The 14,499-nt window shown below is 63.0% G+C and carries 13 protein-coding genes; 10 read left to right on the top strand and 3 right to left on the bottom strand.

Going from position 1 to position 14,499, the window contains the following annotated elements; translation table 11 throughout:
- Positions 1-179: 179 nt before the first annotated feature.
- From miaB to GYH35_RS06660, 10 genes are all read left to right on the top strand, one after another.
- Positions 180-1,556, top strand: a complete 1,377-nt coding sequence (gene miaB / locus GYH35_RS06705) for a tRNA (N6-isopentenyl adenosine(37)-C2)-methylthiotransferase MiaB (RefSeq protein ID WP_161816303.1) — start codon at positions 180-182, stop codon at positions 1,554-1,556.
- The gene (locus GYH35_RS06700; RefSeq protein WP_161827938.1) at positions 1,553-2,593 is read left to right on the top strand and encodes a PhoH family protein; all 1,041 of its coding nucleotides are present in this window, start codon (positions 1,553-1,555) and stop codon (positions 2,591-2,593) included. The genes miaB and GYH35_RS06700 overlap by 4 nt, the downstream gene beginning before the upstream one ends.
- Entirely contained in the window at positions 2,590-3,084 is a 495-nt protein-coding gene (gene ybeY / locus GYH35_RS06695; RefSeq protein ID WP_161827937.1) for an rRNA maturation RNase YbeY, read from the top strand. Before GYH35_RS06700 ends, ybeY begins: the two co-directional genes overlap by 4 nt.
- A complete protein-coding gene (locus GYH35_RS06690; protein WP_161816306.1) occupies positions 3,065-3,928 on the top strand; it encodes an HlyC/CorC family transporter in 864 nt (287 codons plus the stop codon). Before ybeY ends, GYH35_RS06690 begins: the two co-directional genes overlap by 20 nt.
- Before the next feature lie 92 nt (positions 3,929-4,020).
- On the top strand, positions 4,021-5,583 hold the full coding sequence (gene lnt, locus GYH35_RS06685) for an apolipoprotein N-acyltransferase (RefSeq protein ID WP_161816307.1): 1,563 nt from the start codon (positions 4,021-4,023) through the stop codon (positions 5,581-5,583).
- Positions 5,584-5,680: 97 nt separating this feature from the next.
- A complete protein-coding gene (locus GYH35_RS06680; RefSeq protein ID WP_161816308.1) occupies positions 5,681-6,328 on the top strand; it encodes an FMN-binding negative transcriptional regulator in 648 nt (215 codons plus the stop codon).
- Between the two features lie 134 nt (positions 6,329-6,462).
- Complete coding sequence (locus GYH35_RS06675; protein WP_161816309.1) at positions 6,463-7,245, top strand: undecaprenyl-diphosphate phosphatase; 783 nt, start codon at positions 6,463-6,465, stop codon at positions 7,243-7,245.
- Between the two features lie 8 nt (positions 7,246-7,253).
- Complete coding sequence (locus GYH35_RS06670) at positions 7,254-8,525, top strand: dicarboxylate/amino acid:cation symporter (RefSeq protein WP_161816310.1); 1,272 nt, start codon at positions 7,254-7,256, stop codon at positions 8,523-8,525.
- 62 nt (positions 8,526-8,587) lie between these two features.
- Positions 8,588-11,287, top strand: coding sequence for a sensor histidine kinase (locus GYH35_RS06665; protein WP_202624110.1), 2,700 nt, complete (start codon positions 8,588-8,590; stop codon positions 11,285-11,287).
- On the top strand, positions 11,284-11,982 hold the full coding sequence (locus tag GYH35_RS06660) for a response regulator (protein ID WP_161816311.1): 699 nt from the start codon (positions 11,284-11,286) through the stop codon (positions 11,980-11,982). Before GYH35_RS06665 ends, GYH35_RS06660 begins: the two co-directional genes overlap by 4 nt.
- A gap of 16 nt (positions 11,983-11,998) precedes the next feature.
- On the opposite strand, the gene GYH35_RS06655 is transcribed toward GYH35_RS06660, so the two are convergent.
- The 3 genes from GYH35_RS06655 to GYH35_RS06645 form a co-directional block, all read right to left on the bottom strand.
- Positions 11,999-12,991: a hypothetical protein gene (locus GYH35_RS06655; RefSeq protein ID WP_161816312.1), complete on the bottom strand. Its 993-nt coding sequence runs from the start codon at positions 12,989-12,991 to the stop codon at positions 11,999-12,001.
- Positions 12,992-13,105: 114 nt separating this feature from the next.
- Positions 13,106-13,960: a methyltransferase family protein gene (locus tag GYH35_RS06650; protein WP_161827936.1), complete on the bottom strand. Its 855-nt coding sequence runs from the start codon at positions 13,958-13,960 to the stop codon at positions 13,106-13,108.
- A complete protein-coding gene (locus tag GYH35_RS06645) occupies positions 13,960-14,328 on the bottom strand; it encodes a LuxR family transcriptional regulator (protein ID WP_161816314.1) in 369 nt (122 codons plus the stop codon). Before GYH35_RS06645 ends, GYH35_RS06650 begins: the two co-directional genes overlap by 1 nt.
- Between the last annotated feature and the right edge of the window lie 171 nt (positions 14,329-14,499).

Genomic DNA, 14,499 nt, shown 5'->3' with positions numbered 1-14,499 from the left:
TGCGGGTCTGAACCGAGCGGCCAGGGTCTTGAATTGACAAAAGATTGCCTCATTTAACCGGGCCCGCCAGCGAACCCCGCTGGATCGGGCCCGAAATCCGTTCGCCGGTGGAAAAGCCCCGGCGCGGCCCTTATCCTTGTCCACCCTCATAGCCTGCGTTCGTCCGCCCGTTTCACCCCATGCCTCGCGTCTTTATCCGCACTTTCGGCTGCCAGATGAATGAGTACGACTCCGCCCGCATGGTGGACGTGCTGCGCGAGGCCGAGGGGTTCGAGCCGACCGACGACCCGGCCCAGGCCGACCTGTTGCTGCTCAATACCTGCTCGGTGCGCGAGAAGGCGCAGGAGAAGGTGTTCTCGCAGCTCGGCGGCTGGAAGCAGCTGAAGAAGGCCAATCCGGGCCTGATCATCGGGGTCGGCGGCTGCGTGGCCAGCCAGGAAGGCGACGGCATCACCAGGCGCGCCCCTTATGTCGATCTGGTGTTCGGCCCGCAGACCCTGCATCGCCTGCCGGACATGATCCGCGAGATCCGCTCGGCCGGCCGCTCGGTCGTCGATGTGAGCTTTCCGGAGATCGAGAAGTTCGATCACCTGCCGGCGCCGCGCTCGGAAGGCGCGACCGCGTTCGTCTCCATCATGGAAGGGTGCAGCAAGTACTGCACCTTCTGCGTCGTGCCTTATACGCGCGGCGAGGAAGTGAGCCGTCCGTTCGAGTCGGTGATGCTGGAGATCCGGCAGCTGGCCGATCAGGGCGTCAAGGAAATCAATCTGCTGGGCCAGAACGTCAACGCCTATAACGGGCCGATGGACGATGGAACGCCTTGCGATCTCGGCACGTTGATTTATTGCGTAGCTGATGTGCCGGGCATCGAGCGCATCCGCTTCACAACGTCACATCCGGTCGAGTTCAAGGACTCGCTGATCGAGGCTTATCGCGACGTGCCGCAGCTCGCGAACTATCTGCATCTGCCGGTGCAGGCCGGCTCGGACCGCATTCTCATGGCAATGAAGCGTGGCTACACCGCGCTCGAATACAAACAGAAGATCCGCAAGCTGCGGGCGGTGCGCCCGGATATCAGCATTTCATCGGACTTCATCGTCGGCTTCCCCGGCGAGACCGACAAGGATTTCGAAGCGACCATGAACCTGATCGCCGACGTCGGCTTCGATCAGTCCTTCAGCTTCATCTACAGCCGTCGTCCCGGCACGCCGGCGGCGTCGCTGCCGGACGATGTGTCTCAGGAAGAGAAACATAAACGATTGGAGATTCTTCAGGCGCGCATCAACCAGCAGCACCTGGAGATCAGTCGTCGCATGGTCGGCACGGTGCAGCGGGTGCTCGTCGAGCGGCCCGCGAAGAAACACGAGGGACAGATTGCCGGCAAGACCGAGAACATGCGCTGGGTCAATTTCGATGGCCCGCACTCGCTGATCAATCAGTTCGCCGATGTGCTGATCACCGAGGCCATGCCCAATTCGCTGCGTGGCCGGCTGGTCGGCGCGGGCGACACCTCTTCCATCCCGGCCGCGGCGGAGCTCGCCGTGGCCGCCCAATGAACTCACATGAGAGTTCGCGTACCACGGCATTGAACGCATCCATCGCAACGCGCGCGCTCGCGTTCGAGCCAGTGGACAACGCCCGGCTCGCCAATTTCGTCGGCCCCATGGACGAAAACCTGCGGCACGTCGAGCAGCGGCTCAACGTGCAGGTGAACCGCCGTGGCGGCCACATCGAAGTGTCCGGCAATCCGGCCGCGGCCAACGCGGCGGAGAAGGTGCTGCGACGTTTGTTCGAGCTGTCGTCGAAGGAATCGATCACACCGGATCGTGTGCATTTAGCAGTGCAGGAGGCAGGCATGGAAGAATCAACGGCGCCCGTCCTGGTCGCGCCGCGTCCGTCGGACGAGGTGACGATCCACACGCAGCGCGGCGGCATCCGCGGGCGGGGTCCCAATCAAAGACAGTATCTGCATAACATCCACACCAACGACCTGACGTTCGGCATCGGGCCGGCGGGCACGGGCAAGACCTATCTTGCCGTGGCCTGCGCGGTCGAGGCGCTGCAGACCGATCGCGTGCGTCGCATCGTGCTGGTGCGCCCGGCGGTGGAAGCGGGCGAGCGTCTGGGCTTCCTGCCCGGCGACATCGGCCAGAAAGTCGATCCGTACCTGCGGCCGATGTATGACGCCCTGTACGACATGATGGGCTTCGACCGCGTCGCCCGGGCGATCGAGCGCCAGGTGATCGAGATCGCACCGCTGGCGTTCATGCGCGGCCGATCCCTTAATGACTCTTTCATCATTCTGGACGAAGCTCAGAACACTTCGGTCGAGCAGATGAAGATGTTTCTGACGCGCATGGGCTTCGGCTCCAAGGCGGTCGTGACCGGCGACATCACGCAGACCGACTTGCCCAAACAGCAGATGTCGGGTTTGAAGCACGTCATGAATGTTTTACCGGGCGTCGACGGCGTGGCCTTCAGCTACTTCACTTCGCGTGACGTGGTCCGGCATCCGCTGGTGCAGCGGATCGTGCAGGCGTACGAGCAGAAGCAGGCGGCCGCTCCCGACCGGCCTGGAGGCGACGGAGCTTGAAATTGGCCGTGACCGTGCAAGTGGCAAGTTCGCGTCGCGGCGTACCGCATGCCCGGAGTTTCAACCGGTGGGCGCAGGCTGCCTGCGCCCCCTACTTGCCACGCAATAACCAAGAACTCGCGCTGACCATCCGTGTGGTCGGCGCCGCGGAGAGCCGCAAGCTCAACCGCACCTGGCGCGCCAAGGACAAACCCACCAATGTGTTGTCGTTTCCCGCCGCGCCGCTGGCGCCTGGGAAGAATGGCGTGCCGTCTCGATTTCCCGCTAAAGAATATTCAGAGCTCGGCGATCTCGCGATCTGCGCGCCCGTGGTGGCGCGTGAGGCGACGGAGCAGGGCAAACCGGCGCAGGCGCATTGGGCCCACATGGTGGTCCACGGCGTCCTGCATCTATTGGGCTTCGATCACGAGAACGATCGTGACGCCACCGCGATGGAAGCCCGTGAAGTGAACATTCTGGCGCAATTTGGATATGACAACCCGTATGCCTGAAGAGCACAGTCACACCGGCAGTTGGCTGCGACGGATCACCGGCTCACTGAGCGGCGAGCCGCGCGACCTGGAAGATCTCAACGAAGTGCTGGGCCAGGCGCGTGAGCGGGGCATCATCGATGCCGACGCGCACGAGATGTTGGAAGGCGTGTTCCGGGTCGTCGAGCTGCAGGTGCGCGACATCATGGTGCCGCGCTCGCAGATGATCATCGTCAACCGCGACGATCCGCCGGAGGAGATCCTGCCCATGGTGGTCGAGCACGGCCACTCGCGCTATCCGGTCATCGGCGAGGACCGCGATCAGATCGTCGGCATCCTGCTCGCCAAGGACCTGCTGCGTTATTTCGCCGAAGGCACCCGTTCCAGTTTCGATATCAAGGAATGTTTGCGGCCGGCGGTGTTCATTCCCGAGAGCAAGCGCCTCAACGTGCTGCTGAAGGAATTCCGCGTCAGCCATCATCACATGGCCATCGTCGTCGACGAGTACGGCGGCGTGTCGGGCCTGGTGACCATCGAGGACGTGCTGGAGCAGATCGTCGGCGACATCGGCGACGAATACGACACCGACGACGATCTCGACATCCGCAAGGAAGGCGAGCGGCAGTTCACCGTCAAGGCGCAGACGCGCATCGACGAGTTCAACGGCTACTTCGGCACGGATTTCAGCGACGAGGAATTCGACACCATCGGCGGCCTGGCGATCAGCAGCCTGGGCCGGCTGCCCCGGCGCGGTGAATCTTTTTCGCTCGGCGGGCTCGAATTCAAGGTATTGCGCGCCGATCGCCGCCGTCTCGACCTGCTGCGTGTGATCACGCCGCGCGATATCGAGCCCCAAGACGACTGATCCGGTGCGCCTGTCCGGTGCCGGGAGCGCATGCCTGCGCGGGACCGGTCCCTCCTGGCACGATTGGCTCAGTCATCCGTCATTGCATCCAAGTGAACACTTCCAAGGAACAAATGGCGGCCATTCCGCTGCTAGCAAAGGATCACGCCGTGAGCGTGCGCACCTTCAAGTTCTACACGCCTCTGTCCTTGCCGGCCGGCGCTGCGGTTGCGCTGGCGTTCGCGCCGTTCAATGTGTGGCCGCTGGCCATGCTGTGCTTTTCGTTCTTGTTTCTTGCCTGGGAAGACGCGACGCCGAAGCAGGCAGCGCAGCGCGGGTTCCTGTTCACGGCCGGCACTTATCTGGCCGGCACCTACTGGCTGTATCACAGCATTCACACCATCGGGAATGCGCCGCTGGCGCTGACGGCGTTTGTGATGCTGGCGCTGGTCGCCATCATGTCGGCGTACACGGCGCTGGTCGGCTATGCCTTGAAACGCTGGATTCCCGCGCAAGGCTGGATCAAATGGCTCCTCGTTCTGCCCGCGGCCATTGTCATTCTCGAATGGTTCCGTGGCTGGTTTCTCAGCGGCTTTCCCTGGCTCGCGCTCGGCTACACGCAAACCGATACGTGGCTCTCTGGCTTCGCGCCGGTCGGTGGTGTCTACACCGTCAGCCTGGCGGTGACTTTGTGTGCGGGAGCTGTTGTCGCGATCATCCTTGGCAACAAGAACATCCGCATCGCGGCGGCGAGTGTCATCGGCGTGTTGTGGCTCATCGGTCTCTCGATCCACAACAAGGAATGGACCGAAAAGACCGGCGAGCCCATCAGCGTCGCCATCGTGCAAGGCGCGGTCCCGCAGGAAATGAAATGGCAAGACGAGCAGCGCGACAAGACCATCGCGTTGTATCGGGGGCTGACGCGCGAGCATCTCGGCACCAACCTGATCATTTGGCCGGAAGCCGCGTTGCCCGGCCTGTCCTATGAACTGCACGACGTGCTGAGCGAGGAGTGGACCGCGGCGCATGCCGCGGGTTCGGCCCTGGTCCTCGGCCAGGTGCACTTCGATCCCGAGGAACAGGTGTATTTCAATGCGGTGCTGGCGCTCGACAAAGAGCCGCAGTGGTACGCCAAGCGGCGCCTGGTGCCGTTGACCGAATATTTCCCGACGCTGCCGGCGTGGCTCACGGGCTGGCTGCGGAGCATGGAGCTGCCCTACAGCGGCTTCAAAGCCGGGGTCGAGAATCCCGATCCGCTCGACGCCGCCGGCCAGAAACTGGCGCTGACCATTTGTTACGAAGATGCCTACGCGTCGGAGCAGCTCGACGTGTTGAAGTCAGCGACCCTGCTCGTGAATGTGACTAACGATGCGTGGTTCGGCGATTCGACCGCCGCGCATCAGCACCTGCAGATCAGTCGTATGCGCGCGCTCGAGGCGGGCCGGCAACTGTTGCGCGCGGCGAACGACGGCATCTCCGCGATCATCGCTGCAAACGGCGTCGTCGAGAAAACGTTCCCTCGCTTCAAGCCCGGCGTGCTGACCGGCGATGTCCAGCCGCGCATCGGACTGACGCCGTATGCGAAGGTCGGCAACTGGCCGGTGATCATCCTGAGTTTTCTATTCCTGGTCGCCGGTCTCTGGCCGCTGATTGCCCGCCGCAAAACTCAGAGCTGATGCGGTTATAGCTGGCGCGTATGGCCCGCGCGCTGTAGTAAACGATCCGCAGGGCAAAGCTGCTGGTCTCGGCAGCCATTAGCATCAGGATATGAATATGGGCGTCAGGGTCGATCGTTTCGCGCCGCGTTCCGATGCGGATTTGTTACGTCTGGTGCAGCAGCAGCCGCTTGCCTGGGTGGTTTCCGGTTCGGTTGCCGACGACAACTTTCGTTCGACCTTGCTGCCCATCCTCGCCGAGACCGATGCAGACGGTCGGATCGTGCGCCTCGTCGGGCATTTCGCGCGCTCTAACGATCAATACAAACTGCTGATGCAGAACCCGAAGGCCGTGATGCTGGTGCTCGGCTCGAACGGCTACATCTCGCCGTCGTGGATGCAGGACAGGACTCAGGCGCCGACCTGGAACTACGCCAGCGCGCAGTTCTTCGTCGATGTGGAATTCTTCGAGCAGCCCGCGGCCATCGAGGCTCACCTGCGGGAGCTCGTGGATACAATGGAACGCCAGACGCCGCGCGCAGACCGCGCGCCTGCATGGAAGGTGGATGACATGGGGCCTCGCTATGGCTCGCTGGCACAACGAGTCATCGGCTTCCGCGCGCAGATTCGTAATGTTCGCGCCAGATTCAAGCTGGGCCAGGATGAACGCGACGATGTGCTCACCGACATCATGACCGGCCTGGAGCAGGGCGCCCGCGCTGAATTGCATACCTGGATGCGTGAGTTCAACCCGGGCCGCGGCTGAAACCTGTCCAAGTCCTGTCGCGGCCAGCTCCTGTCGCGGAACGGGGACTTCAATGTAAAAGCGTCGCACCCTGTCCCCGGCTGCGTCACGTCAGTATCATTGGCCGATGTGCCTTTGAATAGCGATGGGGACGAGTGGACAATTTTTTACAGGTCATCCTGCTCGGGATCATCGAGGGCATCACCGAGTTCCTGCCCATCTCCAGCACCGGTCACTTGCTGATCGCGCAGCACTGGTTGGGGCGGCGCTCGGAGCTGTTCACGGTCGCCATTCAGGCAGGTGCGATTCTCGCGGTGGTCGTGATCTACTGGCGGCGGCTGTGGAACCTGACGATCAATTTCTCGGATCCCGTCAATCGCGATTACTTGTACAAGTTGAGCTGGGCGTTCATCGTCACCGTGATCGGTGGCTTCACCGCCAAGCAAGTGGGGCTGGAACTGCCCGAGACAGTGGCCCCGATCGCGTGGGCGTTGATCGTCGGCGGTATCGTGATCTTCGCGGTCGAGGCCTATGCCGATCGCCAGCCGGTGCGTGACACGCTGACGTGGGGCGTGGCGACCTGGGTGGGCCTGGCGCAGATCCTGGCGGCGGTGTTCCCTGGAACATCGCGCTCGGCTGCCACGATTTTCGCGGCCATGCTTGCCGGCATGACGTCGCGTCCGGCCGCGGCCGAGTTCGCGTTCCTGGTCGGCATCCCGACCATGTTCGCCGCGACTGCTTACGAAGTGTTGAAGCTGTATGGAGCCGGCCAGCTCGCGAATGAGAACTTCGGCGATCTGGCGCTGGGCTTCGTGGTGTCGGCCATCGTCGCGTTCATCGCGGTGAAATGGCTGCTGCAATACATCCAAACGCATCGTTTCACCGTATTCGCCTGGTATCGCATCGCTTTGGGAATCCTGTTGCTGGTCGCCGTGTAGAGGACTGCATGCCGAATCGTCTGACACGCTGGATCATCATCGCGCTGGTGCTCGGCATCCTGAGCGGCTACGTCGCCTTTGCGTACTTCCCGGACTCGAGCGCGGGCTTCGCCGAGATCGCCTCGCTGCTGCCGTTTGTCTTCCTGCGGCTGATCAAGATGATCATCGCGCCACTGGTGTTCGCGACGCTGGTGGTGGGCATCGGCAAGATGGGCGACATCGTTACGGTGGGGCGTGTCGGCGGCAAGGCGCTGGCGTGGTTCATCGGCGCCTCGGTGCTGTCGCTGACGCTGGGCCTGGTGCTGGTGCAGATCTTCGAGCCGGGCAAGGCGATGTCGCTGCCCGTGCCCGACGCCACGACTTCCTCCGGCGTGCAAGCCGGTGCGCTGACGCTCAAGGGCTTCCTCACGCACCTGATTCCAGTCAGCGTCATCGAATCGATGGCGCACAACGAGATCCTGCAGATCGTGGTGTTCTCGCTGTTTTTCGGCGTCGCTCTGGCGTCGCTCGGCGAGCGCAGCAAGAGCGTCATCGAAGTGCTCGACGCCGTCGCGCACATCATGCTCAAGGTCACTGGCTATGTGATGTTGTTCGCGCCGCTGGCGGTGTTCGGTGCGCTGGCCAGCATCGTCGCGAAGGAAGGGCTGGGCATCATCAAGGTGTATGGCCTGTTCATGGGCGAGTTCTATCTCGCCCTGCTGACCCTGTGGGTGCTGTTGATCGTGCTCGGTGGCCTGGTCGTCGGCCCCAGGATCATGCAGCTCATCCGGCGCGTGCGCGAACCGGCGATTCTGGCCTTTTCGACCGCGAGCTCCGAGGCCGCCTATCCGAAGACGCTGGAGGAACTGGAGCGCTTCGGCTGCAGCAACCGGATTGCGAGTTTCGTGCTGCCGGTGGGCTACTCGTTCAATCTCGACGGCTCGATGATGTATTGCACCTTCGCGGTCATGTTCATCGCGCAGGTGTATGGCATCGAGCTGAGCATCGCCCAGCAGATCCTGATGGTGACGATCCTGTTGTTCACGTCGAAGGGCATTGCCGGCGTGCCGCGCGCGTCGCTGGTCGTCATCGCCGCCACGTTGCCGCACTTCAATATTCCCGAGGCTGGCATGGTGCTGTTGCTCGGCATCGATCATTTCCTCGACATGGGCCGGTCGGCGACCAACGTGATCGGCAACAGCATCGCGACTGCGGTGGTCTCCAAGTGGGAAGGCGAGCTGCAACCCGCCAATGACACCGGCGTGGCGGTGGCCGAGCCGAGCGAAAGCCGGCTGAGCTGACCTTCCGGCCTTCCCGCGGCCTAAATCTTCACACGTTCGGTCTTCTGGGCCGGGGCGCCGGCATGCTCAAATCGGGCATGCGCCCCGATCCCGATCAATTGCTGGCTGCCGTGAATGCCCAGGAAGCTCGTGCCGGGCGCGGCAAGCTGCGGATCTTTTTCGGCGGTTCGGCCGGGGTCGGCAAGACCTACTCGATGCTCGAGGCCGCGCATCGCGTGCGCGAGACCGGGGCCGATCTGGTGCTTGGATATATCGAGCCGCATGGGCGTGCCGAAACCGAGAATCTGCGCGACGGGCTGGAACAGCTGCCCACGTTGCCAGTTCGTTATCGCGGGCTGGTGCGCCGGGAATTCGATCTCGATGCGGCGTTGAAACGCCGGCCGGCCATCCTGCTGGTCGATGAGCTGGCGCATTCCAACCTGATCGAAGGCGAGCCGCCGCCACGCCATGCCAAGCGTTGGCAGGACATCGAAGAGCTGCTCCAGGCGGGCATCAATGTCTGGACCACGGTCAACGTCCAGCATCTGGAAAGCCTCAACGATCTGGTGGCGCAGATCACCGGCGTGCGCCAGCGCGAGACCATTCCCGATCGAATTTTCGATGAGGCGGATGAAGTCGAGCTGATCGACCTGCCACCCGACGATCTGCTCGCGCGACTCCAAAGGGGACAGATTTATTTACCCGACGAGGCGCGCACCGCGGCCGATCGTTTCTTTCGCAAGTCCAATCTGATTGCTTTGCGCGAGCTGGCATTGCGTCGAATGGCCGATCGCGTCGATGCGTCGGCTCGCGCGACGGCTTCATTGGATCGTGCATCACGCGCGTGGATGGCACGCGATCGTCTGCTCGTTGCGGTCGGTCCAGACGAGCAGGCCGAACAGTTGGTGCGCGCGGGCAAGCGCATGGCGGACGCGCTCGATGCCGCTTGGTCGGTCGTTTATGTGGAAACGCCCGAGCTGCTGCGACTGTCACAACATCAACGCAACCGGCGCATCGACATTTTGCGTCTCGCTGAATCCTTGGGCGCGGAGACCGTGACGCTGGATGGTCCGACTGCGGCCGAAGCGTTGAGTGAATATGCGCAGACTCGAAACGCCACTCGCGTAATCGTCGGAACGCCAAAGCGACGCGGGTGGCGCGCGCTGTTACGAGCTTCGACAACGACGGCCCTGGCGCGCGCAGCAAAGGGCTTCGATGTAATTACGATTGCGCCGACGGATTCGCAAAAGCGGAGCACCGCTCAGCGCGACGACGCGCCGGAAGTTGCGATTCCTATCCACTGGGATCGCTATGCCTGGGCGCTCGCCACGACACTGATCTGTACGTTGGTCGGCTTCGTGATGAAGTCGAGCTTCGAGCCCGCGAACATCGTGATGATCTACGTGCTCGGCGCGACCATCGCCGGCGTTCGATTCGGTCGCGGCCCTGCCGTGCTCACCGCGATCGCCAATGTACTTGCGTTCGACTTTTGTTTCGTGCCGCCACAGTTCACGTTCTCCGTCGCGGACGCGCAGTATGTCGTGACGTTCGTAGTGATGCTGATCGTGACGCTGGTGATCGCCAATCTCATGGCGAGTGTGCGGCAACAGACTCGGGTTGCCGGCGCGCGAGAGCGGCGAACCTCTCTGCTGTACGCGATGAGCCGGGAGCTGGCGGCGACTCGGGGCATTGCCGAGATGGCTCGAGTCGCGGTTCGTCATGTCGCTGAAGTCTTTCAATGTCAGGCCGTGGTGTTGTTGCCCGACGCGACCGGCAAGCTCAGGCATCCGCGCGACTTGCCGGAAGCTGGGTCGCTCAGAGGCGCGGACCTGTCGATTGCGCAATGGGTGATCGATCACGGACGACGCGCGGGGCTGGATTCAGATACCTTGCCCGCCGCGCCCGCCTTATATCTGCCGCTGGGGAGCGAGAGCCAGAAATTAGGTGTGCTGGCGGTGTTGCCGCAGAACCGCCGTCGCGTGCTGTTGCCCGAGCAGCGGCGGCTGTTGGAAACATTCGCGGCGCAGATCGGATTGGCGGTGGAGCGGGGCAAGCTCGCTGAGGCCGCCGAGTCATCGCGCGTCGCGGCTGAAACAGAGAGCTTGCGAAACACGTTGCTCGCTTCCATCTCACATGACTTGCGCACACCTCTCGCTGTGATTGCCGGGGCTGGCAGCACGTTGGCCGAGCACGGCGATGAGCTCGATGAGGCTGCGCGCCGCAAGCTTGCGCAATCCATCGAGGCCAAGGCGCGCGATATGACGGATCTCGTTTCCAATGTGCTCGACCTGATGCGGTTCGAGTCCGGGCAGGTCGCGCTGCGCCGGGAGTGGGAAACGCTGGACGATCTGCTCGGCACTGCGCTGAGTCGAATGCGAGAGCGGCTCGCATCGCATCCGGTTAGCTCGCAGTTGTCTGCCGATCTGCCGGCGGTTCATGTCGACGCGAACTTGATCGTGCAGGTGTTCGTCAATCTGCTGGATAACGTAGTGAAGTACACGCCGCCCGACACGCCTGTGACGATCTCCGCCGTAGTCCGCGACAATGTGGTGGCTGTCACTTGCGACGATGCCGGGCCCGGATTGCCGCCGGGGGAGAGCAGTCGGCTGTTCGACAAGTTTCAACGCGGCAGCGAAGAAGGCGCGACGGGTGGCGCCGGCCTGGGTCTGGCCATCTGTCGAGCCATCGTTCGCGCTCACGGCGGCGATATCTCCGCGGGCGCACGGCCGGGCGGCGGGGCGCGATTCGTTTTCACGCTGCCGGTGAAAGAGGGGAGTGCGTGACACAGGCCCTCCATCAAGTGCTCATCGTCGAGGACGAGCCGGACATCCGTGGCATCCTGCGTACGTTGCTGAAGACCGCGGGCTATCGAGTCATCGAAACAGAAACTGCGGCGCGCGCCATCGTCGAGGCGAAAAGTCACAAGCCGGATCTGTTGTTGGTGGATCTGGGCTTGCCGGACGCCGACGGTGTCAAAGTCATTCGCGCCGTTCGAGGCTGGTCGCCGGTGCCCATCGTCGTATTGTCGGCGCGCACGATGGAATCCCAAAAGGTCGAGGCGCTCGATGCCGGCGCGGACGACTATGTCACCAAACCTTTCAGTGCCCCCGAGTTGCTGGCGCGTGTGCGTGCGGCATTGAGGCGCAATGTTCGGGGCGCCGAGCAGGTGCCGAATCTGCAAATCGGCTCGGTGGCGATCGATCTGACTCGACGGCAGGCCGTCGGGACGGACGGAGACGTGCACTTCACGCCGCTCGAATATCGGGTGTTGGAGAGTCTGGCGCGTCAGTCGGGCATGATCGTCACGCAGCGACAGCTCATCAGCGAGGCGTGGGGGCCGGACAAGCTCGGCGACACCAGAAGTCTGCGGGTGTGTATCAAGAACCTGCGCCAGAAGCTCGAGCCGGATCCAACCCGGCCGCAATATTTGCTGACCGAGGCGGGCGTGGGTTACCGGCTTCTGCTGCCAGCAGAGTGACGCCGGTTACCAACGATCAATCGGTGGCGGACCAGGGTCTCAGTTCCTCCGGCCGCTGACGTACGTACGCGAGCACTTGCCGGCGCTTCTCCGGGCCGCGCTTGCCTTCATCGCCGCCGGCAGTGTCGCCGAAGAACTCGGGCATGCGATCTTCGATGCGCTCGTAGATGCCGCGCCACAGTTTCTTCAGCCCGTGCACGGAGACGTCGAGCAACGGCATCAGCGTATCGTCGGAATCGTCGAACAAGGCAAACCACAGCAGCCGGCGTTGCGAGGCCGAGAAGGTGAACAGCGGCGGCTGGTTCTGGAAACAATTGCGGGCCGGCGAGCCGGGCAACAGGGTCTTCGCCTGCTCGCGCGTCAAACCGAACAATGCCGGATGATGCTCCGGCGGCAGGTTCTGAGCCACGATCGGGTCGGCGTACTGACGCCGGATGAACCCTGAAGCGACCGCGACTCGATCGTTGATCTCGCCGGTTTCATAGTAGACGGCGCGCAGGTTGTAGCCTTCATGAAACATCCGGAAGGTGTCCTGCGCGCAGGCGATCACGTTCTGGACGTACGGCTTGGCGATGTCGTAGTCCCGTTGCGAGAAGTGCAGAATCAACATCGTCAGCTCGCCCCGGGCGTTTTCCGCGCCGATCTCGCGATCGGTCATCGGTTTGAAGCTGCCGTCGCAGAGGCCGCGATAGATGCGGCGAGTGATGAACGCCTGGGGGCGTCCGTCCAGATCCAGCGTTTGCCTCAGGCTCCTCGGCACGATCAGAGTGGCGCCGGCCGCCTGGATGCGCTGGCCGCGCGGCAGCGCCAGATCTTCGATGACACCGGCCAGCATCGACGGCTCGTTGACCAGCCAATTCCACGCCTCGGCAACGTCGCGCCGTTGGTTCTCATCGAGGCCCACCCAGGGCGGCAGCAATTCCAGCGTTTCAGCGAAATCGCGACGGGTGATCGGGCGATGGCGCAGACGAGAGAACGCGCGGACATGGCTGGCGTCGCTGGTGGCCATTCTCGAAACGGTGACCTTGGAGCGGCTTCGGATGGCCCGGATTCTAGCGGATGCAAACGCTTCAGAGCAGGCTGCCCGATGGGACGGGCTGCAACTGTCAGAACGGCCGACGCTTCAATTCGATGGATAGGCGAGCGTCGCGGTGAGCGGGCCGATCAGCGGCAGCAATTCGATGCGCTCGAAACCGGCGGCACGGCAGTCATCATCGAGATCCGCCCCGCTCAATGCTCGATTGCGATGGCTCTCGGCGCCCAGCAATGCCGCCAGCGCGGAACCTCGGCGGCGATCGTCGCCTGCAAGCAATTCGATGGCGATCAGGCAGCCCCCGGGTGGCAAGGCCCGATGAGCGCGTCTTAAAAGTTGCGCCCGTCCGGCCTCATCGAAGCGGCGAAGAATCATCGGTGTCACGATGACGTCGGCGCGAGGCAGAGAATCGACGGCTTGCCGGCCTGGGACGGCAAGTCTCGTGCAACACATATGTATGTGGCGGGCGGCGATGGCTCGCGCCAACAGGCCGCGCGCGCTGCCCAGATCGAGCATCGTTCCGTAACGGGAGAAGTCGAAACGCTCGGCCAATAACGCAGCGGCAATGGCCAGCAATCCGGCAGCGAAGGATCTGGATTTTCTCGAAGTCGCCGCCGCCACACTCTGCGATAGAACTTCACCCAGGTAGCCGGGGCCGTTCCGGTCCAGGAAATGTCCGCTCTCGCGGCTGTTGACGTACACGGCGCCGGCGTCGTCGCCTTCACGTTCCAGCAATCCCAACGCCACCAGCGGTTCCAGCAGATCGGCGACGGCGCTCTGACTCAAGCCAAGCGAGCGGCGCAATTGACGGTTCGAGCGCGGTCCTTTGCCGAGCTCGGTGAACAATCCAACTTCGAGCGCCGACAGCAAAATGTGCGAAGCGCGGAATCCGAAGCCCGTCTGCAGAATGTGCTCCGGGGATAGCATGACCGAAGGCGATCTCATCAGTGACGCGCGTACTTCCAGGTCGCTGCCTGCACGCGCGAGCTGACGCCGAGCTTGGTGAGAATGTTCGCGACGTGGCGTTTCACCGTATGCAGGCTCAGATCGAACGCCCGGGCGATTTCTTTGTTGCTGTCGCCGGCAGTGATGCGTTCGAGGATCTCCAGTTCGCGGGCCGTCAGCTTGACCGAACCTGGAGCAGCAGTGGGTTGAGGCGCCGAGACAACCTCCCGAGCCGGCACGAGTTGCAGAAGCAAGGTGTTCAGATCGTCGCGAGTGGCAATGCGCGCCAGCGTATCGCTGACGGCCTGTCGCACCGCTTCGCGGAGTTGTTCGTAAATATCGACCTGGTCGCAGATCTCGGTGTCCATGGAAGCTCCCCAACGCTGTTATTCGATGGGCTGCATCCTAGGCAATGGGGGCATCCGGCAAAATGCTCAAAAAGAGACTGCTCTAAAAGGGTACTTCCCGAAAGGACGAGTACGTTCATGCGCTAGGACAACTTGCCTAACCTCCGATGGTTGTCCCGGGCCGAGGGACCG

Source organism: Steroidobacter agaridevorans (genome assembly GCF_009932555.1).
Lineage (GTDB): Bacteria > Pseudomonadota > Gammaproteobacteria > Steroidobacterales > Steroidobacteraceae > Steroidobacter > Steroidobacter agaridevorans.
The sequence above is the reverse complement of the archived record's forward strand: the minus strand, read 5'-3'. Positions and strand labels throughout refer to the sequence as shown.

What these genes read in the sequence shown, in the direction of transcription:
- GYH35_RS06665 (WP_202624110.1), top strand. Translation starts at nt 8,588, where the DNA reads ATGCTCAAATCGGGCATGCGCCCCGATCCCGATCAATTGCTGGCTGCC.
- GYH35_RS06700 (WP_161827938.1), top strand. Translation starts at nt 1,553, where the DNA reads ATGAACTCACATGAGAGTTCGCGTACCACGGCATTGAACGCATCCATC.
- GYH35_RS06650 (WP_161827936.1), bottom strand. Translation starts at nt 13,960, where the DNA reads ATGAGATCGCCTTCGGTCATGCTATCCCCGGAGCACATTCTGCAGACG.
- GYH35_RS06690 (WP_161816306.1), top strand. Translation starts at nt 3,065, where the DNA reads ATGACAACCCGTATGCCTGAAGAGCACAGTCACACCGGCAGTTGGCTG.
- GYH35_RS06670 (WP_161816310.1), top strand. Translation starts at nt 7,254, where the DNA reads ATGCCGAATCGTCTGACACGCTGGATCATCATCGCGCTGGTGCTCGGC.
- GYH35_RS06655 (WP_161816312.1), bottom strand. Translation starts at nt 12,991, where the DNA reads ATGGCCACCAGCGACGCCAGCCATGTCCGCGCGTTCTCTCGTCTGCGC.
- GYH35_RS06645 (WP_161816314.1), bottom strand. Translation starts at nt 14,328, where the DNA reads ATGGACACCGAGATCTGCGACCAGGTCGATATTTACGAACAACTCCGC.
- miaB (WP_161816303.1), top strand. Translation starts at nt 180, where the DNA reads ATGCCTCGCGTCTTTATCCGCACTTTCGGCTGCCAGATGAATGAGTAC.
- GYH35_RS06680 (WP_161816308.1), top strand. Translation starts at nt 5,681, where the DNA reads ATGGGCGTCAGGGTCGATCGTTTCGCGCCGCGTTCCGATGCGGATTTG.